Origin of the sequence: Micromonospora sp. NPDC005806 (genome assembly GCF_042871425.1) — a bacterium.
Lineage (GTDB): Bacteria > Actinomycetota > Actinomycetes > Mycobacteriales > Micromonosporaceae > Micromonospora.
The window spans coordinates 51010-69618 of the sequence record NZ_JBIAIL010000038.1 but is presented as its reverse complement, the minus strand read 5'-3'; the positions used below and the strand labels follow the sequence as shown (position 1 = coordinate 69618).

The window sequence follows — 18609 nt, the reverse complement described above, 5'->3', positions numbered from 1 at the left end:
GAAGTGCCTCTCACACGGGGAACCTGCACGACTCGACACCGGGCAGTTTTCCTTACGTGGCAGGCACTTCGCCATATCTACCCACCCGCCGGACACCCAAGATCACGACCGCCGTGAAAGGCCGAGGCTAGGCCCCCTGACTGAGCGCGGGGGGTGCCGCGGCTCCGACCCGAACTCGGTCGAGCTCAGCGGACGCCACGACCCTTGCCCAACCGCTGCTAGCGAGTTGTCGGTGGTGCTCAGGCGTGGAAGCGGGCGATGACGGGGGCGTGGTCAGGGACCGTGGCGGGGCGTCGCGTGCCGGTGGATTCGGTGATCGACCCGATGTCGTCGACGAGGCTGTCGACGCTGGCGACTCGTAGGCGCAGGTCGCGGGAGACGAGGATGTGGTCGATGAGTTCGCCTCGTCCTTGGTAGATGCGCGAGTAGGCCCGCCCCGTGGGTAGGAGCGGGGCGAGGTTGTACAGCCGGACAGGGTCGCCCTTGTCGGGCCGATTGATGTCTCCGTCGCTGGGACCGCTGAGCAGGGTGGTGGTGACGGCGTCGGGTCCGTCGTTGAGGTCCCCACAGAGGATGGTGGGTACGCCGGGTTCGCCGTTGGTGGCGGAGGCGGTCATGACCTTGTTGAGCTGGACGCGGACGGCGACGGCTTCGGCGGCGCGCCGCAGTAGGGCGTAGCCGGCGCCTCGGGCTCGCTCGTCTTCGTTCTTTGGGTAGCGGCGGTCCCTTGGGGTAGGTCAGCAGCTTTGACTTGAGGTGGCAGGTGAGCAGCCGCAGGCCACCGCCGACGTCGACGTGGACTTAAAGGGCACCGCGGCCCATTCGCTTCAGGGTCTTGCCGTCGACGTCGGGTACCGCTGGCAGGCCGGCGTCGGGAAGTTTGATGACCTGGTCCTCGACAGTGACAGGGTGGGGCGACAGGACGCCGACTCGGATGGGGTGGTTGCCGGCGGGCGGGTCGGCGAGGTGGACCTGCCAGCCGTCGCCGACCGCTCAGGCGAGGTCCCGGGCGCACCGAGGGTCCCCTACCTCCTGCAAGGCGACCACGTCCGGGTTGAGACCGCGGATGGTAGTGGCGAGGTAGGCGATCTTGACGTCGTACGTCTCGGCGTCTGGGGGTCCGTCCGGATGACCGGCTGGGAAGAGGTTCCCCACGTTCCACGTCATCACGGTCAAGGTTGACGTCATGGTGCCTGCCGGCGTCGCCGCCCTGCTGGCCTCTGCCGCGGACGGTAATCACCGGTTCCTCGTGCTGTCACCTGAACAGTCCCAAGCCCGACGGACAGGGACGACGGCCAGCGTGGCTGGGCGATCCCGGACGGGAACAACAGCTTAGGTATGCCGAGCGGGCGCGGCAGCGGCAGCCAGAGAGCGGCCTGTTCTGCGCGACTCCCATGCATTCGTTGTGCCTGATATATGCCCGGGACCCGCTTCCGCTGCCCGGCGATGACGCGGGAGGGGCGGACATCGGCGGCGCTCGCGGTGTGGGCGGACGGGGCTGGAGCGGGTGAGCCCGGCCTGGCAGTGGGAGACATCGCTGGGTGGGCCGATGCTAACCGGCCGGTCGCCCCGATGCTGGCCGCGCTGGACCTCGCTCAGGTCGACCAGCCAACCTACCGGCCACCGAGCACGGCGGTGACTGCAACACTCGACCTGTCCGCCACCCGGCTCGTGCTGCCGGTCCGGCAACAAGGCAACACCGCCGTCCGTTGACGCTCGTCGCTACGCCTACCGACAGTCCGTGGTCGTGCTGGGCGTAGCGGCACCGGCGGCGCTCGTCGCCATCGCCGGCGTGACCTCCCAGAGAAGACAGGCGCAAACAACACAAGCTCCGCCCGTCCTCCGGCCAGCAGCGCCCCAGCTCCGAGTCACGATCCGGCGGCACCCGCCGTCAAGCTCGACGCCAAGCCGGTGCTCGCAAAGCTGACTGCGGCACGAATCGGGCTCTCCCCGCGGCACCGTGCAGGACGAGGACACCGATCCGAACGACCTGCTCGACTATGTGCGATTTGAACCCGCCTCGACTCTTCGCTTCCTCTTCCGGCCGGCCAGGCGGAACAGCTGGCCGCGCCCGGCCTGTACTACTTCTCACCCGGAATGCGTTGGTCAGAGCTTCCTGCTCGCCAGTTCGTCCGCGTCTACCACCCCGTGCAGGCGCAACCGTGCCATCCCGCCGTCGGGGAAGACGTCCAGCCGCACGTGCGTCGCCACCGCGACGTCTTCGAGCGGGAACCGGTGCCGGGTGTCCGGTTGCAGCCGGGTACGCGGCAGCAGGTCGAACCACGCCGAAGGATCGTCCGGGTCCGCTGTGCGCGCGTCGACCCCGCGCAGCGTCGCGGCGTCCGGTGCGTTGCCCTTGAAGTGCGTGGTATCCAACTCGGCGAGGCGGACCCGGCCGGGCGCTGCGAGTTGCACCACGACCCAGTCGTTGCTGTCGTCACGCCGCCGGGCCGTCTCCCAGCCGTCGCCCATCACCCGGGCCAGGCCCGGTGCGATGAGCTGGTGTGGCGCGCCGTAGAACTCGTTGCTGCAATCCACCACCCGCCCGCCGTGCTCCAGCGCCGCGAGGTCCAGCCGGCCGTCGGGCCACAGGCGCGGATCGGGTACGACCACCCCGTGCACCCGTAGCCGCGCCACGCCGCCGTCGGGGTAGATGGACAGCCGTACGTGGGTGACTAGCTGTTCGCGGCTGACCGGGAAGGCATTGCGGGTGTCCCCGGCGAGCGGCGCGCGGGGCAGCAGCGTCGACCAGTCGGCGTGGGCCAGGTCGGCGGGGCTCGGGTAGCCCGCCAGGTGACACCCCTCCACCGAGGCGTACGGCGGGTAGTTGCCGGTGAAGTACGCGGTGTCCACCACGATCCCGTGCACGACACCCGGGGCGCCCAGCCGGACGACCGCCCAGTCGTGGCCCGGCTCCCGCCGCCGGCGAGTCTCCCAGCCGTCGTACACCTGGCCCTTCGGTCCGAAGGTGCCGGCGGCGAAGACGGGCGGTTCGGTGGTGACCAGGTTGTCGCGCGCGGCGAAGAAGTCGTCATTCGCGTCGACCACGCCGCCGCCGAGCAGGCGGGAGGCGAGGTCCGGCAGCGCGGTGAAGTCGTTCACTCGTCCCTCCTGTCCAGCAGCCGCCCCCGCGGTGGTCCGTCGGGCGTGACCGGCATCCCGCGGAGCCAGGTGGCCCGGACGACGCCGGTGAGCACCTGACCGGCGTACGGCGTGACCGGGTGCCGGTGGTGCAGCGCCGCCGGGTCGACGGTGAACGGGGCATCGGGGTCGAACGCGACCAGGTCGGCGTCGCAGCCGACGGCGATGCGTCCTTTGCGTCGCAATCCGACCAGCGCGGCCGGGTTCGTCGCCATCCACCGCACCACGTCGGCGAGCGAATGGCCGCGCCGCCGGGCCGCCGTCCACACCGCCGGCAGGCCGAGCTGCACCGACGCGATGCCACCCCATGCCGCCGTGAAGTCGCCGGTGTCGGCACACTTTAGCGCCGGGGGGCAGGGGGAGTGGTCGGAGACCACACAGTCGACGAGGCCCGCCGCGAGCGCCGCCCACAGGCGCTCCTGGTTGCCGGACCCGCGGATCGGCGGACAGCACTTGAACTCGGTCGCCCCGTCCGGTACCTCGTCGGCGGCCAGCGTCAGGTAATGCGGGCACGTCTCCGCGCTCACCCGTACGCCGGCCGCCCTCGCCTGCGCCAGCAGCGGCAGCGCGTCGGCGGCGGACAGGTGCAAAATGTGCACCCGCCCGCCGGTCCGCCGCGCCACGTCGAGCACCGCGCCGACCGCCCGCCGCTCGGCAGTCGGTGGTCGCGAACGGAGGAAGTCGCCATAGCGCCGCGAGGCTGGCGGGGCGGTCACCTTGGTCGGGTCCTCGGCGTGGATGACGAACAGGGCGCCCACCGCGTCCAGCGCCGCCGCCAGCCCGGCCGGGTCCAACGGCGGGAACTCGGGGACGCCCGAGTCGATCAGGAACGCCTTGAACCCGAACACCCCGGCGGCGTGCAGCCGCGGCAGGTCACCGAGGTTGCCGGGCACCGCGCCGCCCCAGAAGCCCACGTCGACGTGGATCTGCCCGGTGGCCGCCGACTGCTTGACCGCCAGCGCGTCCACGCTGACCGTCGGCGGCAGCGAGTTGAGCGGCATGTCGACGATCGCGGTCACCCCTCCGGCCAACGCCGCCCGGGTGGCGGTGGCGAACCCCTCCCACTCGGTGCGGCCGGGCTCGTTGACGTGCACGTGCGTGTCGACCAGGCCGGGCAGCAGTGCCAGCTCACCGAGGTCGTGGCCGCCGACCGCGTCGTACTCCTCGATCGCCACGATCCGCCCGCCGCGGACGCACACCGCGGCCGCCCGCGACCCGTCCGGCAGCATCACCCGCCGCGACCGCACCACCAGGTCGTAGCCGTTCACGGTGCCGGCCTTTCGTTCGCGACTGCGGGGCTGCGACGACTCCGGCTCGGTGCGTCTGACGCCGCACCGCGGCCCGGAGCCGTCGTCCGCTGTGCTGCGCTCCTCGCGCTCACAGTGCTGCCTTTCGGTCGCGACTGCGGGGCTCGCAAACCCGGCTCACTCCTCGCGCTCACAGTGCTTCCAGCTCTTCGCGGGAGAACCGGACCTCGGCCGGGTCGAGGGCACCGCAGTCCACCCCACGCAGCAGGAAGCCGGCCAGCGCCCGAGCGGTCGCCGGCTCGTCGAGCACCCCGCCCGCGCGGCGTTGCAGGTAGCGGGCCAGGCGGTCACCCGCAGCGGCGGCACCGTTCCGGAAGAACGCGTACGTCGCCGCGAACCGGGTCGGCAACTGGGCCGGGTGCAGGTCCCAACCCTGGTAGAAGCCGGCCGCCAGGGAGCGGCGGACCAGCCCGGCGTGCAGCCGCCAGGCCGCTTGGACCTCCTCGGTGCCGCCCACCGGCAGCACATTGGTCGAACCGTCGGAGAGCCGGACGCCGGTACCGGCCGCCGCCACCTGCATCACCGCCTTCGCGTGGTCGGCCACCGGATGCGCCAGGCTCTGCTGGGCCGCCGCTACCCCACAGGCAGCGCTGTAGTCGTACGTGCCGTAGTGCAGGGCGGACAGCCGCGTCCCGCCGGCGGTGATCAGCCGCGCCACGGTCGCGGTGCCGTCGGCGCCGAGCACCGCGGCCGGGGTCTCCACCTGCACCTCGAAGCGCAGCGCGCCGGCCGGCAGCCCGTACGCCCGCTCCAGCCGCGCGCACAGCAGCACCATCGCGTCGACCTGCTCGGGTGCGCTGACCTTCGGCAGGGTGACCACGAAGGTGTCCGGCACGGTGGCGAACGCGCCCAGGTAGGCCTCCAGGAACGTGTCCAGGGTGCGTACCGCCCGGTGCCGGGTCGCCGCCTCTAGGCTCTTGATCCGCAACCCGAGGAACGGCGGCATCCTGCCTTCGCGCAGCGCCGCGACGGACGAGCGCGCGGCGGTGTCCTCGCTGTCGTCGTCGCGGACGCCGTACCCGTCCTCGAAGTCGATCCGCAGATCCTCGATCGGCTCCCGCCGCAGCTTGCGGATCACCCGGTCGGCCAGTTCGGCGGCGAACGGCAGCGGCGGATGCTCGGTCAGTGCTCGCAGTGCCGCCGCGCCCCACTTGTCGATCAGACCCGGCCGGACCCGGTCGGCCGGCACGTACACCGTGTGCACCGGCTGGCGGCGGCCCCGCCCGCCTGGGTAGCGCGCCCGCAGCGTGGCGTCCACCGGCGCGAGCCGCCCGTCGAGTTCGGCATAGACGCCCTCGGGTAGCTTGCCCATCAGTCGACCAGTTCCGGGGCGCAGAGGTGTTCCGGGCGTACCGGCACCCGGGTCAGCGCCAGTCCGGTCGCCGCCCGGATCGCGGCGACCACGGCAGGGGTGGACGAGATGGTCGGCGGTTCACCGACCCCGCGCAGACCGTACGGGGCCCGGGGGTCGGCCAGCTCCAGCACGTCGACCGTCATCGGCGGCATGTCGAGGATCGTCGGGATCAGGTAGTCGGTGAACGACGGGTTGCGGACGATCCCGTCTACCACCTGGATCTCCTCCATCAGGGCGAGACCCAGGCCCTGCGCCGTGCCGCCGTGGATCTGGCCGAGCACCGCCTGCGGGTTGACCGCCTTGCCGACATCCTGGGCGGTGGCGATCTCCACCACCCGCACCAGGCCCAGTTCGATGTCGACGTCGACGGTGGCCCGGTGCGCGGCGAAGGCGTACTGGACGTGCGCGTCACCCTGGCCGGTCCGGGGGTCCAGCGGGTACGTCGGCCGGTGCCGCCACACGACCGTCTCCTCGACCGGCTCGTCGCCGATCACCTCGGCCAGGTCGGCGACCACCGTACCGGACGCCGTGACCACCTTGCCGCCGGACAGCTGGAGGTCGGGGGTGGGCAGGCGGGCGAGTAGCCGGTCCCGTACCGCACGGCACGCGGCGAGCACCGCACCGCCGGTCATGTATGTCTGCCGCGACGCCGACGACGATCCGGCGCTGCCGACCGCGGTGTCGGGGGTGGCCACGGTGACCCGCTGCACGCCCAGCTCGGTCCGGGCGATCTGCGCCTGCACGGTCACCACGCCCTGGCCGACCTCGGCGGCGGCGGTGTGCACCAGCACCGCCGGTTGCCCGCCGATCGTCTCCAGCCGCACCCGGGCGGTGGCGTAGTCGTCGTACCCCTCGGAGAAGCACACGTTCTTGATGCCGATGGCGTACCCGACCCCACGCACCACGCCCTCGCCGTGGGTGGTGTTGGCGAACCCGCCCGGCAACTCCCCGGGGTCACCGGTGGTCGGCGGCGGGGCCGGCCGGTCGCGGACCAGCTCCAGCAGGTGGGCCACGGGCGCCGGGCCGTCGACGACCTGCCCGGTGGGCATCACCGAGCCGGTCGTCAGGGCGTTGCGTACCCGCAGTTCCACCGGGTCGAGCCCGAGCGCGGCGGCGAGCTTGTCCATCTGCGACTCGTAGGCGAAGCACGCCTGCACCGCCCCGAACCCGCGCATCGCCCCGCACGGCGGGTTGTTGGTGTAGAGGCCGTAGGCGTCCACCACCACGTTCGGCACCTCGTACGGGCCGACGCCGAGGGTGGCGGCGTTGGCCACCACCGCCGGGGTGGTGGACGTGTACGCCCCGCCGTCGAGCAGGATGCGCGCCCGCACCGAGACGAGGCGTCCGTCGCGGGTCGCGCTGTGTTCGTACCGGAGCCGGGCCGGGTGGCGGTGCACGTGCCCGAAGAAGGACTCCTCGCGGGAGTAGACCATCTTCACCGGGCGCCGGGTGTGCAGGGCCAGCATGCTGGCATGCACCTGCATCGACAGGTCCTCGCGGGCGCCGAACGCCCCGCCCACCCCAGCCAGCGTGATCCGGACCTTGTCGGCGGGCAGCCCGAGGCATGCAGCCACCTGTTTCTGGTCGACGTGCAGCCACTGGGTGGCGACGAAGAGGTCGACCCCGCCGTCCCCCGCCGGCACGGCCAACCCCGACTCCGGCCCGAGGAACGCCTGGTCCTGCATGCCGACCTCGTAGTCGCCGTGGACCACGACCGCGCCGACGGCGTCCGGGTCACCGCGCCGGATCGGCAGGTGGCGGACGAGCTGTCCGGCGCCCATTGCCACCTCGGGGTCGGTGACCGGGGTCAGCACCGCGTAGTCGACGACGATGCGGGCGGCCGCCCGGCGGGCGGTCTCCGGATGGTCGGCGGCCACGATCGCCACCGGCTCGCCCTGGTAGCGCACCTCGTCGGCGGCGAGTACCGGCTGGTCGGCGACATCCAGCCCGTAACCCGACGCGCCCGGCACGTCGGCGGCGGTGAGCACGGCGTGCACCCCGGGCAGCGCGAGCGCGGCGCTCAGGTCCATGCCGGTGATCCGGGCCCGTGGATGCGGGCTCCGCAGCGTGGTGCCCCACAGCATGTCGTCGGCCCACAGGTCGGAGGAGAAGGCGAACTGGCCACTGACCTTGAGCGCGCCGTCCGGCCGGTGTGGACTGTGCCCCACCCTGCCGTCGACCGGCACGCTCACCCCGGGCTGCACCGTCGTCATGGCCGTACCTTCCTCATCAGCGCCTGATGTGCCTGCCGGGTACGCCGCGCCAGGTCCCGCTCGTCGGCCGTGCGCAGCTCGCCGCGCTCCACGATCGGCCGCCCGCCGACCAGCAGCAGCTCCACCGGAGCGGGTGGGCCGAGGACGAGCGCGGCCAGCGGGTCGTCGATGCCGGCGTGACCCAGCCCGTCGAGCCGCCAGACGGCGAGGTCGCCGAGCTTGCCCACCTCCAGCGAGCCGATCTCACCGGCGCGGCCGAGGCAGCGGGCCCCGCCCATGGTGCCCAGGGCGAGCGCCTCGCGGGCGGTCAGCGCCGCCGGCCCGCCCCGCAGCCGCGCGGCGTACACCGCCTGGCGCAGTTCGGCGCCCAGCTGGTTGGTCTCCTGCGACGCCGCCCCATCCACCCCCAGGCCCACCGGTACGCCCGCGTCGAGTAGGTCCCGGACCCGGGCGATCCCGCTGCCGAGGCGCGCGTTTGAGCTGGGGCAGTGGGCGACAGCGGTGCCGGTGGCGGCGAAGCGGGCGATCGTGGCGTCGTCGAGGTGTACGCCGTGCGCCAGCCACACGTCGTCGCCGAGCCAGCCGAGACGTTCGGCGTACTCGCCGGGGGTGCAGCCGTGGGTCTCGAGGCAGTACGCCTGCTCCTCCACCGTCTCCGCGAGGTGGGTGTGCAGCCGGACGCCCAGGCTGCGGGCCAGTTTGGCGGCCTCGCTCATCAGCGCCTCGGTGACGGAGAACGGCGAGCAGGGGGCGACGGCGACCCGGACCATGGCGTCGGGCGCGGGATCGTGGAAGCGCTCGACGGCCTCGGCGGTCGCGGCGAGCGCGGCGTCGGTCTTCTCCACGATGTGGTCGGGCGGCAGCCCACCGGCGGAGGCGCCCAGGTCCATCGAGCCGCGGCACGGGTGGAAACGCAGGCCGATCTCGTGGGCCGCCTCGATCTGCCCGGCCATCAGGTCGCCGCCACCGGACGGGTGGACGTAGTGGTGGTCGGTGCTCGTCGTGCAGCCGGACAGGGCGAGCCAGCCCAGGCCGGCGCCGGTGGTGGCGGCGACCACGCTGGCGTCCAGACCGGCCCAGACCGGGTAGAGCGCGGTCAGCCAGCCGAAGAGGTCCTTCTGCTGGGCCAACCCACGGGTGGCCCACTGGTACAGGTGGTGGTGGGTGTTGACCAGGCCCGGGGTGACCAGGCAACCGGTGGCGTCGACCCGGCGCACCGACCGGGGCCTGGCTGGCTGGCCCTTGCCGCCGTCGAGGACGTCGGCGCGGCCCGCGCCGACCGCCATGATCCGTCCGTCGTCGCCGATCACCACATGACCCTCGGCGTGCTCGGTGGCGTCGGCATCGACGGTGGCGACCGCACCCCCCTCAATGATGATCATCCCGCCCCTCCCGCGGGCGCGGTACGGCAGGCCCGGCGGCCAGCCGTACCGCGTCCATGATCTTCTCGTAGCCGGTGCACCGGCACAGGTTGCCGGCGAGCGCCTCGCGGATGTCCGGATCGGCCGGCCGCGGATTGCGGGCCAGCAGGTCATGGACCGCGACCACCAGGCCGGGGGTGCAGAATCCGCACTGGACGGCCCCGGCCTCGATGAAGGCTCGCTGCACCGGGTCGAGCGCGCCGGCCTCCGCGGTCAACGCCTCGCCGGCCGCGCCGGGTAGCCTCTCGCCGACCCCGGCGGACAGTCCCTCGACGGTGACCACCATCCTGCCCTGCGCCTGGCCGGCGGCGACCAGGCAGGCGCAGACCGGCAGGCCGTCGAGGTAGACGGTGCAGGAGCCGCACTCGCCCTGCTCGCAGGCATTCTTGGCCCCGGGCAGGGCGAGCCGCTCCCGCAACAGGTAGAGCAGGCTCTCGCCGGGCCACACGCCGTCGGCCTCGCGGCGCTCGCCGTTCACCGTGCAGCTGATTCTCACGACCGGCCCCCAGATTGATGATGCGGCACCGACGACAACTGGGCCCAGGCCCAGCCGAGCGTGCGCCGGGCGAGCACGGCCAGCGCGTGCCGACGGTAGGCGCCGGTGCCGCGTACGTCGTCGATCGGCGCCGCGGCGGCGGCCACCAGGTCGCCGAAGCGCCGGGCGAGGGGAGCGGGGAGCGGGCCCCGCGAGCGCCACGGCAACTCGGCGGCGAGCAACTCCTCGGCCTGGTGAGCGCGCAGCGGTGTGGGCGCGGCGGACCCGATCCCGGTACCGACCCGGCGCCTGTCGGGCTGCAGCGCCAGCGCGAAGGAGCAGACGGCGATCACCATGGCGTTGCGGCTGCCGATCTTGGCGAACTGCTGCGGCCCGGCGGCGGGTACGACCAGGAAGGCCGAGATCAGCTCGTCGGGCGCCAGCACCGACCGCTTGGGCCCGGTGAAGAACTCGTTCACCGGCACGGTCCGGATGCCCCGCACCGACGCCACCTCGACCCGCGCGTCGGTGGCCAGCAGCGGCGGGTGCGCGTCGCCGGCGGGCGACGCCGAGCCGAGGTTGCCGCCGACGGTGCCCCGGTTGCGGATCTGCGGGGAGCCCACCGTGCGCGCCGCCATCGCCAGACCGGGGAGCACGCGGCCGAGTTCGTCGATGATCCGCCGGTAGGTCACACCCGCCCCGACGCGCAGCACGTCACCGTCGTACCCCCACTCGGTCAGCGCGATCACCCGGGTCAGGTCGAGCAGCGCGGGCGGGCGACGGCGGTCGAAGTTCAGCTGGACCATGACGTCGGTGCCCCCGGCGATCGGCACCGCGTCGGGGTACGCCGCCTTCGCCGCCAGCGCCTCCGACCAGCTGCCCGGCTGCAGGAAGTCCATCACCAGGCGCCGTCCGCCGCCGGCGCGTCGTCGCGGTGTACCGCGCCCTCGATCAGCCCGTACGGGCGGTCCGTCGCGACGAAGACCTCGCCGGGGTTGTCCAGCCCGAACGGCGCCAGGTTAACCAGCAGGTGGTGCTTGTTGGGCAGGGACAGCCGCACCTCGACGATCCCGGGGCACTCCCGCAGCACCCGCTCACCCATCGCGTAGAGGGTGTGCTGCAGTGCGAGGCTGTACGTCTCGACGAAGCCGGCGACCAGGGCGGCGCGCACCCGGTCGTAGGCGTCGGCCCAGGCGGTGCCGTCTGCCGTCCGGTCTCCGGCGTGCCGCCAGTGCGCGTTCACCGCGGTGGCTAGGATCCGGTCCTTGGTGGGTGGCAACGTGGTGTATTCGTCCTGCACGAAGCCGGCGAACTCCGAGTTGGTCGAGTTGAGCAGCACCAGGCCGGTCAGCCCGGACACCACCTGCGTCCCGTCGCCGTCGACGGTCACCGACGCGGTACGCACCTCCCCACCCGCCCGCTGGAACGAGTGTGGACCGAGCCGTTGCCAGGCGTACTCCTCGATGTCGATCCGGGCCCTGGTGATCGCCGGTTGCGACGTCACGAAGTGCCGCGCGAGGAGCAGCCCGAAGTCCTCGATCTGGTCGACGCCGTGCCGCTTGGCGAAGACGTACACCGTGTTCTTCTGCGAGTCGGTCGGCAGCACGTTGGCGTTGTCGCCGGTCAGATGGGTGGCGGCGAGGTCGCCGGCGAGACAGGTGGTGACGTTCAGGTCCCGCAGGTCGTGCCGTGGCCCGTCGCGGACCACCCGCACCACCCGCGTCTCCGCCTTGCCGTACTGGTTGGCGCCGAGCACGATGCCCATGGTCAACTCCCTCGGTAGGTGGTGTAGCCGTACGGGCTGAGCAGCAGCGGCACGTGGTGGTACCGGGCCGGATCGTGGACCTGGAAGGCCACCGTGATCTCGGCGAAGAAGGCATCCGGCCCGAGGTGGGCGTCGACGGCGAACACGAGCCGGTACCCGCCGGTGCCCCAGTGCGGCTCCGGCACCCAGTCGCGCAGCCGGCCGTCGGAGTCGGTGTGTCCGTCCGCCACGGCGGTCCAGCCTTCGGCCCCGGCGCGCTCCAACCGGACCGGCACGCCGCGAGCCGGCTCACCGCGCACCGTGTCCAGCACGTGGGTGGAGATCGCGGCGTACCTCATCCGACCAGCCTCTCCAGCCGCTGCAGGGCGATCCTGCGGAGTTCCCCGCGCACCACCCGCCGCTCGGTGGCGGCGTCGTTGGTCAACCGGTCACGCGCCGCCGCCAGCAGTTCGACGTCCGTATGTCCACTTGCAAAGATCAGGAAAATGTGGCCGAAGTGCCGCTCGTACGCCCGATTCACCTCGGCCAGCGCGGCCCTCGTCGCCGCGTCCGCGCCGTCCACGCCGGCCTGCTCACGCCGCGACCAGGCCGACTCGCGGTCCGTGCCGGCCACCCGCTCGCCGATCCGCGGGTGCGCCGCGAGCGCCCGCGCGACCTGCCCCCAGGAGAGCCGGAGCAGGCCGCCGTCGGCCGACTCCACCAGAGCCCGCAGATCCCGGTACGGCCGCCCGGCGGCCACCTCGCGGGCCCACTCGGGCACCGCGCAGCAGGCGAGCAGGTCGCGTTCGGCCTGCGCGGCCGGTGCGCGGTTGAATTCGGCGAGAGCGCCGCCACCTCGGATGATGTCGACCACCTCCCCTTGTTGAGCAGCAGTAGAGCAGTCGCCGCGCCCGGACGACATCGGCCCGAACACCGAATCCGAGACTCGCCGCCGTAGGCTTTTCGTGCGTTCCTACAAGCCGGGCGATCCGTCGGCGCGAACGGGAAGGTCAGCGATGCTGCTGCGCGAGGTGTTGGCCATGCCGCAGCTCCGGCTGTCCGTGCTGGCCGGCGCCGACGACCTGGACCGGCCGCTCACCCGCATCTACGTCACCGACCTGCTCGACCCCCGCCGGTACCTGTCCGGAGGCGAGGTCGTGCTGACCGGCTTGATGTGGCGGCGGGGGCCGGCCGACTCCGAGACCTTCGTGGCGGCCTGCGCGGCGGCCGGCGTGGCTGCGATCGGCGCCGGCGACGCGGTGTACGGCTCGGTGCCGGCCGACCTGGTCGAGGCGTGCCGCGTCCACCAGGTTCCGTTGTTCGAGGTCCCGGTCCAGGTCTCCTTCCGGGACATCCTCGACGAGGTCAACCCGTCGCTGTGGGCGCGGCGGGCCACCGGACTGGCGACCGTGCTGGTCCGGCACCGCGGCCTGGTTGCGGCCATGGCGGCCGGGGCGCGGCTGGGTGACCTGCTCTCGCCGGTCGCCGCCGACCTAGGCGTGGCCTGTTGGGTGCTGACCCCGACCGGCCGGATCGTCGCGGGCACCGCGGCCCTGGACGCCACCGGCCGAGCCGACCTGGCCGCAGCGTTCGTCGCGGCCGACCGGCTGCCCGCATCGGCCACCGTGGACGGGCGGCCGCTGACGGTGCTCGCCGTGCCGGGCCGGCCCGAGCACCGGTTGGCGTCCTGGTTGCTCGCGGTGACCGCCAGTACCGCCCGCGCGCCGCTGCCCGATGCCGCCGATGAACTGGTCAGCCTCGTCGCGCTGGCCCGGGCCCAGGCGGACGAGGCGACCCGGGTGGAGCGGCGACTCGCCGACCGGGTCGGCTCGCTGCTCGACTCCGGCGGCGACCTCGGTGAGCTGCGCGCGCGGTTGTCGTCGTGCGGCCTGTCGCCGGATTCGACGTTCCTCGCCCTGACCGCGAGCCTCACCGGGCTGCCGGCGGCTGCGGAGCTGACCGTGGCCGTGGTCGAGGAGATCCTCCGGCCGTACGCGCCGCAGACGGTGGTCGCCGGGCTGGTCGCCGACCGACCGGACGGCGTACTGGCCGTCGTCTCCGCGCCGGCTCAGCCGACGCCGACCGTGCTCGACACCGTTCGGGCCGGGATGACGGCGCTGGTGCCGGCGCTGGGGGCCGGCCGGTTGGCCATCGGGATCAGCGGGCCGGCGGCAGGGGCGGTCGCGCTGCCCGGGGCGGTGGAGGAGGCGCGACACGCGTGGCGCGCGGCGAGCGACCGGCCGGGCCGGGCCACGGTCGTGTCGGCCGGCGAACTCGCGTCGCACCTGCTGCTGCTGGCCGGGGTGCCGACCGACACCCGGCGGGCGTTCCGTGACCGGCTGCTCGGCCCGCTCGTCGAGTACGACCGGGTCCACAAAACCCGCCTGGTACAAACCCTGGAAACGTTCCTGGCCTGTTCCGGCTCCTGGAGCCGGTGCGCCGAACTGCTCCACGTGCACGTGAACACGCTGCGCTACCGGATCGGCCGGGTGGAGCAGCTCACCGGTCGGGACCTGAACCGCTTCGAGGACCGAGTCGACCTCTTCCTCGCGCTGCGCCTGCCCGGCTGAAACCTGCCCCGATCAGGGGAAGTCGCGACGTCACGCAGCGTGTTCGGCTCCGTCGATGATGGCGGCCGGACTTCTTCTCGCCGTCGGCGGCGGACGCCGCTTCGGCAGGCCGAAGGCCCTCGTCCGCCATGACGGGCAACTACTCGTCGATCGGTCGATCGCCATTCTTCGCGCGGCGCGGTGCGCCCCCCGTTGTCGTGGTGGTCGGCGCGGCGGCCGACGACGTCCAGGCCCTGGCCGCCCTCGAGGGGTCGCGGTCATCGGCAATCCTGACTGGACCACCGGCATGGGCTCGTCCCTGGGCGCCCGATGCCCCTATGTTTGTCAAGCCGTTCGGGGGCACTCGGTGGTGGGGTTGAGCTGTCGGATCAGGTTGTAGATTTCGCGGGCGACGTAGCGTTTGATGCAGCGGATGGCTTCGCGGCGGGTGAGGCCTTGGGCGGTGCGTCGGTCGAGGTAGTCGCGGGTGCGTTGGTCGCAGCGTGATCGGGTCAGGACGATGCGGTAGAGGGCGGCGTTGGCGCGGCGGTCGCCGCCGCGGTTGAGGCGGCGTCGGCGGGTTTTTCCCGAGGAGGCCTCGATGGGGCTGACGCCGCAGAGGGCTGCGAAGGATGTTTCGCTGTTCATCCGGTCGGGGTTGTCGCCGGCGGTGATGAGCAGGGCGGCGGCACTGTCGGGGCCGACGCCTGTGCGGTGCAGCAGCTGCGGGGCGTGCGCGTCGATGACCGCGGTGATCTGTAGCTCCAGCTCACGGGCTTCCCGGGTGAGCGCCTGGATGCGCCCGGCCGGGCGGCGCAGGGTGTAGGTGGTGGCGGTGGCCACGTCACGTGGCGGCGTGTCGGGCAGGCTGGCGCAGTATCGGATCAGGGCCGTGTCGGTCAGGCCGGTCAGGGTTTCGCGTAGTGCCGGTTCGGCGCCGACGATGACGACCTTGAGCTGGTTGACGGCCTGGGTGCGGGATTTGACCGCGGATGCTCTGGCCAGCTTGAACATGCGCAGCATCTCCACCGGCCCGTCAGCGGTCTTGGCCGTGGTGTTCGCTCGCCCCGACAAGACCGCGTGGGCGGCCGCGGTGGCGTCGACGGCGTCGGTTTTGCCCTGGCGGCGCCGGGCGGCCCGGTCCGGTCGGTTGACCTCCACGACGGTGATGTTCTGCCTGCGTAGGTATCGGGTCAGGGCCGACCCGTAGGAACCGGTGCCTTCCACCCCCGCGCGACACAACACGCCGAAGCCACGCGCCCAGGCCAACAGCTGCCGGTAACCGATCGCTGTAGTCGGGAACGCGGCGCTGGCTACCAGCACGCCGAGCACGGTGATGACCGCGGCGACGTGGGAGTCCTTGTGGGTGTCAACACCGAGGATGATCTGCTCATCGCTCGGGCTAATCTGGTTGCCCTCGTCACGGTGCGGCATGCTGGACATCGGTTGTTCGTCTCCTGATCGGCTCGGGTGGCGGATGGCCATCGCCGGGCCGGCAGGGCGGTCAGAACTGTGATGGTGCCCTTGTTGCAGCAAGGCCCCTATCGGGACACGCCCCACCGGTCCGGCGACAGCTTGTACTCCCAGAACCGACAGCCGACAGATCGGCGCGAAGGCATCGACTGAGCCAGTTGCATTGCGGGTCAGACCGCGGCCCCGGGAGAACGGCTCCACAATCCCAGAGCCGCAAACCGAGACTCACAGTTGCATTGTCGGATCGGTGGACGCGTTGAAACTCGTGTCGGGTCCGCGGTCAGATCGCTTGGGCGAGTTCGGTGAACGCGGCGGCGACTCGCAGAGCGGGCGGGGCGTTGACGGCGAGTTCGTAGTGGCCGCGGCGAAGGTTCTGCATGAACGCGTGTCCGGCGATGATCACCTGCGCTGACTTGCCTGTTCGTAGCCCGCGCATCGGTCGCAACCGCTGTTTCAGCTGGCTGTGATCAGCCTCTATGGGATTGTTGGCGTACTGCTCGACGTGGTGCCACGCGGACGGGATCAGCTCGTCGAGCACGCCGGGGTAGACCGCGGCGGCGTCGGTGACGACTTCGCTGGGCTTCACCTTCAAGGCCGACAACGCCCGGCGAAAGAAACACCGAGCGGCTTCCGCGTCACGGCGGTCCGAGACCAACACGTCAACGGCCTGCCCGTCCTGGTCGACCGCCCGGTACACGTACCGCCACACGCCGTTGACCTTCACGTAGGTCTCGTCTACGAACCACCTGTCGCTCGAAGAATGGCGGCAGAACCGGGCGGCGTCGGCCAGCAGTGGCGTGAACCGCTGCACCCACCGGTAGACGGTGACGTGATCGACCTCCACCCCGCGTTCGACCAGCAGCTCCTCCACGTCCCGATACGAGAGGTTGAAGCGCAGATACCAGCGGACCGCGACCACGATCACCTCCGGCGGGAACCGGAACCCGGCGAACGCGGACGTCGGAGGCATCCACGGATCAGGTCGGGTCGATGACTTCACTGTGCAAGTCTGCCTCGATCTTGCCGACGGTCAATGCAACAGAGCCGTCTAGCCTGCCTCGTTCCCTGGACACGGGCAACGCATCAGACCCCGCGACCCGTGAAGACTGATCCCCAGGCGGCGGGCTCTGGACTCCCCGTCCAGTATCGGGAGACCGGCTGACGACGGTGGGGTCGGCGCCGCTGTTGAGGGCGGCGCGCTAGCGGTCCAGCTTGATGGCGCAGGCGGTGAGCGTCTTCCGCGCTGTCTTGATCGTCTGCTGGTCAGCGTCGTCGAGCTCAGGACATTAGGCGCTGCCGCTCCAAGGGGCGGGCACCAGCACCCAGATCAATTCGGCGCTGCGGGTCTGGCTGGTGTTGATCCACGTGTGCGGCTCGTTGGCGGCGAAGGTCAGGGCGTCTCCGGCCGCGAGTCTCTGGCGTCGATCGGTGAAGACGATGTCGACCGCGCCCGTGAGCACGTAAACCACCTCCAGCTGGCAGTTGATCGTGTAGAAATCCGTACCACCGGTGCCGCCCGGCTCCGCGACCGTATGAATGAGCTGGAGCCTGGGCTCTCGTCGTGGGGTCATGAGTCGCTCGCTGACCCCGGTACCGCCGAGATTGATCGCGGGCGCTGTTTCCCGACGTACCAGCGTGGCATCAGAGGCGGTGAAGAGCGAGCCGACGTCGAGGCTCATCACTTCGCAGAGCGTGATCAGCGACGCCACGCTGGGCGACGTCTCGTCCCGCTCCACCCGGCTGAGGAAGCCCTTGGTCAGACCGGCGGCCGCGGCGAGCTGGTCGAGCGTGAACCCGTGTGCCTTGCGAGCGGCGCGCAGCTTCGCGCCGATGCGGACCTCGTTGTTCGTCGGTGACACCGGCAGCGGTCGCATGCGGGTAATTCCTCCACAACTCCTGATCGGGAGATGGCCATTCTCAGTCCGATCCCTTGACATCACATGATCTCGCCCCCGATGCTTCTTAGCAACCTTTGTTGTCTCCCATGAAACCCCCAACGTTGGAGATCATCATGCGGCTTCGTCAACTCGTACTCGCTGGCGCTCTCGCCACAGCGACCGCCGTCTCCGGTTGCGCCGCCCCGGACGCGGCCAGCCCCGCCTCCGCTCCAACGAACGGCGGGGCGTCATCCGCCACGGCTACGACGCTGGCCAAGGACGACGCCATCGCCGCGATGCTTCCGGACGCGATCAAGTCCGCCGGAACGGTGCGCGTCGCGTCAGGGGTGAGCTTCCCGCCGATGGAGTTCTTCGACAGCGACAACAAGACCGTCATCGGCTTCGACGCCGACTTGGGCGCGGCTCTCGGCCAGGTGCTCGGGGTGAAGTTCGACTTCCAGAACACGAACTTCGACGGCATCATCGGCGGCCTCAACGCCGGCCGCTACGACCTGGCCCTCACGAGCATGATCGACAAGAAGGCGCGCCAGGAGACCGTGGACTTCGTCGACTACCTCAATTCCGGCGTCACCTTCATGGTCGCCAAGGGCAACCCGAAGGGGCTCAAGGACAAGCTCGACCTGTGTGGCAAAACGGCCGCGGTCGAGAAGAGTTCGACCGGCGACCTGTCCGTCGACGACATCACCAAGGAATGCACCGCCGCGGGCAAGCCTGCGGTGAACAAGCAACCCTTCCCCGACCAGGCCAGCGCCGTCCAGGCACTGCAGTCTGGCCGCGCCGACGCCGTGGTCGCTCTGGACCTGACGCTGGCCTACAACGTCAAGACCTCGCCCGAGGCGTTCCAGGTGGACGCGAAGCCCTTCGGCACGCTGCCGGTCGGCATCCCCGTGCCGAAGAACAACCCCAAGCTGCGCGACGCTGTGCAGGCCGCGCTCAAGAAGGTGATCGACTCGGGTACCTACGACACTCTCCTGGCCAAGTGGAACCTCCAGGACCAGGCAATCAAGGGTGCGCCGATCAACACCGGGCAGTGA

The 18609-nt window shown here is 71.6% G+C and carries 19 protein-coding genes; 4 read left to right on the top strand and 15 right to left on the bottom strand.

From position 1 onward, the window contains the following. Positions 1-239: 239 nt before the first annotated feature. Both ACFYOS_RS29370 and ACFYOS_RS29365 read right to left on the bottom strand, forming a co-directional pair. Positions 240-617: an endonuclease/exonuclease/phosphatase family protein gene (locus ACFYOS_RS29370; protein WP_387148472.1), complete on the bottom strand. Its 378-nt coding sequence runs from the start codon at positions 615-617 to the stop codon at positions 240-242. Positions 618-993: 376 nt separating this feature from the next. Continuing rightward, positions 994-1167, bottom strand: a complete 174-nt coding sequence (locus tag ACFYOS_RS29365; protein WP_387148470.1) for an endonuclease/exonuclease/phosphatase family protein — start codon at positions 1165-1167, stop codon at positions 994-996. 279 nt (positions 1168-1446) lie between these two features. Between ACFYOS_RS29365 and ACFYOS_RS29360 the strand changes: the two genes are divergently transcribed. Next, complete coding sequence (locus ACFYOS_RS29360; protein ID WP_387148469.1) at positions 1447-1713, top strand: hypothetical protein; 267 nt, start codon at positions 1447-1449, stop codon at positions 1711-1713. Positions 1714-2106: 393 nt separating this feature from the next. Here the strand turns inward: ACFYOS_RS29360 and alc are convergent, their stop codons facing one another. From alc to uraD, 10 genes are all read right to left on the bottom strand, one after another. Then, positions 2107-3102, bottom strand: coding sequence for an allantoicase (gene alc, locus ACFYOS_RS29355; RefSeq protein ID WP_387148467.1), 996 nt, complete (start codon positions 3100-3102; stop codon positions 2107-2109). Further along, the gene (gene allB / locus ACFYOS_RS29350; protein ID WP_387148465.1) at positions 3099-4409 is read right to left on the bottom strand and encodes an allantoinase AllB; all 1311 of its coding nucleotides are present in this window, start codon (positions 4407-4409) and stop codon (positions 3099-3101) included. The genes alc and allB overlap by 4 nt, the downstream gene beginning before the upstream one ends. Before the next feature lie 169 nt (positions 4410-4578). Then, positions 4579-5760 (bottom strand): DUF6986 family protein, encoded by a 1182-nt coding sequence (locus ACFYOS_RS29345; RefSeq protein WP_387148463.1) that lies wholly within the window; start codon positions 5758-5760, stop codon positions 4579-4581. Continuing rightward, positions 5760-8015 carry a xanthine dehydrogenase subunit D gene (gene pucD, locus ACFYOS_RS29340; protein ID WP_387148462.1) on the bottom strand — a complete coding sequence of 752 codons (2256 nt, stop codon included), beginning with the start codon at positions 8013-8015 and terminating at the stop codon, positions 5760-5762. Before pucD ends, ACFYOS_RS29345 begins: the two co-directional genes overlap by 1 nt. Beyond that, complete coding sequence (locus ACFYOS_RS29335) at positions 8012-9397, bottom strand: 8-oxoguanine deaminase (protein ID WP_387148460.1); 1386 nt, start codon at positions 9395-9397, stop codon at positions 8012-8014. Before ACFYOS_RS29335 ends, pucD begins: the two co-directional genes overlap by 4 nt. After that, positions 9384-9932 (bottom strand): (2Fe-2S)-binding protein, encoded by a 549-nt coding sequence (locus tag ACFYOS_RS29330; protein WP_387148458.1) that lies wholly within the window; start codon positions 9930-9932, stop codon positions 9384-9386. Before ACFYOS_RS29330 ends, ACFYOS_RS29335 begins: the two co-directional genes overlap by 14 nt. Beyond that, positions 9929-10810 (bottom strand): FAD binding domain-containing protein, encoded by an 882-nt coding sequence (locus ACFYOS_RS29325; RefSeq protein WP_387148456.1) that lies wholly within the window; start codon positions 10808-10810, stop codon positions 9929-9931. Before ACFYOS_RS29325 ends, ACFYOS_RS29330 begins: the two co-directional genes overlap by 4 nt. Next, entirely contained in the window at positions 10810-11676 is an 867-nt protein-coding gene (pucL, locus tag ACFYOS_RS29320) for a factor-independent urate hydroxylase (protein WP_387148454.1), read from the bottom strand. Before pucL ends, ACFYOS_RS29325 begins: the two co-directional genes overlap by 1 nt. A 2-nt stretch (positions 11677-11678) precedes the next feature. Next, positions 11679-12014, bottom strand: a complete 336-nt coding sequence (gene uraH / locus ACFYOS_RS29315; RefSeq protein WP_387148452.1) for a hydroxyisourate hydrolase — start codon at positions 12012-12014, stop codon at positions 11679-11681. Next, the gene (gene uraD / locus ACFYOS_RS29310) at positions 12011-12529 is read right to left on the bottom strand and encodes a 2-oxo-4-hydroxy-4-carboxy-5-ureidoimidazoline decarboxylase (RefSeq protein WP_387148450.1); all 519 of its coding nucleotides are present in this window, start codon (positions 12527-12529) and stop codon (positions 12011-12013) included. The genes uraH and uraD overlap by 4 nt, the downstream gene beginning before the upstream one ends. Before the next feature lie 142 nt (positions 12530-12671). Here uraD and ACFYOS_RS29305 point away from each other — a divergent pair, with 142 nt between their 5' ends. Both ACFYOS_RS29305 and ACFYOS_RS29300 read left to right on the top strand, forming a co-directional pair. Further along, a complete protein-coding gene (locus tag ACFYOS_RS29305; RefSeq protein ID WP_387148448.1) occupies positions 12672-14225 on the top strand; it encodes a PucR family transcriptional regulator in 1554 nt (517 codons plus the stop codon). Positions 14226-14280: 55 nt separating this feature from the next. Further along, entirely contained in the window at positions 14281-14604 is a 324-nt protein-coding gene (locus ACFYOS_RS29300; RefSeq protein WP_387148446.1) for an NTP transferase domain-containing protein, read from the top strand. Here ACFYOS_RS29300 and ACFYOS_RS29295 read toward each other — a convergent pair. The 3 genes from ACFYOS_RS29295 to ACFYOS_RS29285 all read right to left on the bottom strand — a co-directional run bounded on the left by ACFYOS_RS29295 (position 14550) and on the right by ACFYOS_RS29285 (position 17551). After that, complete coding sequence (locus ACFYOS_RS29295) at positions 14550-15638, bottom strand: IS110 family transposase (RefSeq protein ID WP_387148480.1); 1089 nt, start codon at positions 15636-15638, stop codon at positions 14550-14552. The two genes, ACFYOS_RS29300 and ACFYOS_RS29295, sit on opposite strands and share 55 nt — an antisense overlap. A 319-nt stretch (positions 15639-15957) precedes the next feature. Further along, positions 15958-16647, bottom strand: coding sequence for an IS6 family transposase (locus ACFYOS_RS29290; RefSeq protein ID WP_387148444.1), 690 nt, complete (start codon positions 16645-16647; stop codon positions 15958-15960). Between the two features lie 316 nt (positions 16648-16963). Beyond that, positions 16964-17551 (bottom strand): helix-turn-helix domain-containing protein, encoded by a 588-nt coding sequence (locus ACFYOS_RS29285; RefSeq protein WP_387148442.1) that lies wholly within the window; start codon positions 17549-17551, stop codon positions 16964-16966. A gap of 299 nt (positions 17552-17850) precedes the next feature. On the opposite strand from ACFYOS_RS29285, the gene ACFYOS_RS29280 reads away from it, so the two are divergent. Beyond that, positions 17851-18609 (top strand): ABC transporter substrate-binding protein, encoded by a 759-nt coding sequence (locus tag ACFYOS_RS29280; RefSeq protein WP_387148440.1) that lies wholly within the window; start codon positions 17851-17853, stop codon positions 18607-18609.

Bases quoted from the DNA above. Each gene is read 5' to 3' on its own strand.
- ACFYOS_RS29325 (WP_387148456.1), bottom strand. From the start codon at position 10,810: ATGGACTTCCTGCAGCCGGGCAGCTGGTCGGAGGCGCTGGCGGCGAAG.
- ACFYOS_RS29370 (WP_387148472.1), bottom strand. From the start codon at position 617: ATGACCGCCTCCGCCACCAACGGCGAACCCGGCGTACCCACCATCCTC.
- ACFYOS_RS29335 (WP_387148460.1), bottom strand. From the start codon at position 9,397: ATGATCATCATTGAGGGGGGTGCGGTCGCCACCGTCGATGCCGACGCC.
- ACFYOS_RS29305 (WP_387148448.1), top strand. From the start codon at position 12,672: ATGCTGCTGCGCGAGGTGTTGGCCATGCCGCAGCTCCGGCTGTCCGTG.
- pucD (WP_387148462.1), bottom strand. From the start codon at position 8,015: ATGACGACGGTGCAGCCCGGGGTGAGCGTGCCGGTCGACGGCAGGGTG.
- ACFYOS_RS29345 (WP_387148463.1), bottom strand. From the start codon at position 5,760: ATGGGCAAGCTACCCGAGGGCGTCTATGCCGAACTCGACGGGCGGCTC.
- ACFYOS_RS29290 (WP_387148444.1), bottom strand. From the start codon at position 16,647: ATGCCTCCGACGTCCGCGTTCGCCGGGTTCCGGTTCCCGCCGGAGGTG.
- ACFYOS_RS29300 (WP_387148446.1), top strand. From the start codon at position 14,281: ATGATGGCGGCCGGACTTCTTCTCGCCGTCGGCGGCGGACGCCGCTTC.
- ACFYOS_RS29365 (WP_387148470.1), bottom strand. From the start codon at position 1,167: ATGACGTGGAACGTGGGGAACCTCTTCCCAGCCGGTCATCCGGACGGA.
- ACFYOS_RS29285 (WP_387148442.1), bottom strand. From the start codon at position 17,551: ATGCGACCGCTGCCGGTGTCACCGACGAACAACGAGGTCCGCATCGGC.
- ACFYOS_RS29360 (WP_387148469.1), top strand. From the start codon at position 1,447: ATGACGCGGGAGGGGCGGACATCGGCGGCGCTCGCGGTGTGGGCGGAC.
- pucL (WP_387148454.1), bottom strand. From the start codon at position 11,676: ATGGGCATCGTGCTCGGCGCCAACCAGTACGGCAAGGCGGAGACGCGG.
- ACFYOS_RS29295 (WP_387148480.1), bottom strand. From the start codon at position 15,638: ATGCCGCACCGTGACGAGGGCAACCAGATTAGCCCGAGCGATGAGCAG.
- uraH (WP_387148452.1), bottom strand. From the start codon at position 12,014: ATGAGGTACGCCGCGATCTCCACCCACGTGCTGGACACGGTGCGCGGT.
- ACFYOS_RS29280 (WP_387148440.1), top strand. From the start codon at position 17,851: ATGCTTCCGGACGCGATCAAGTCCGCCGGAACGGTGCGCGTCGCGTCA.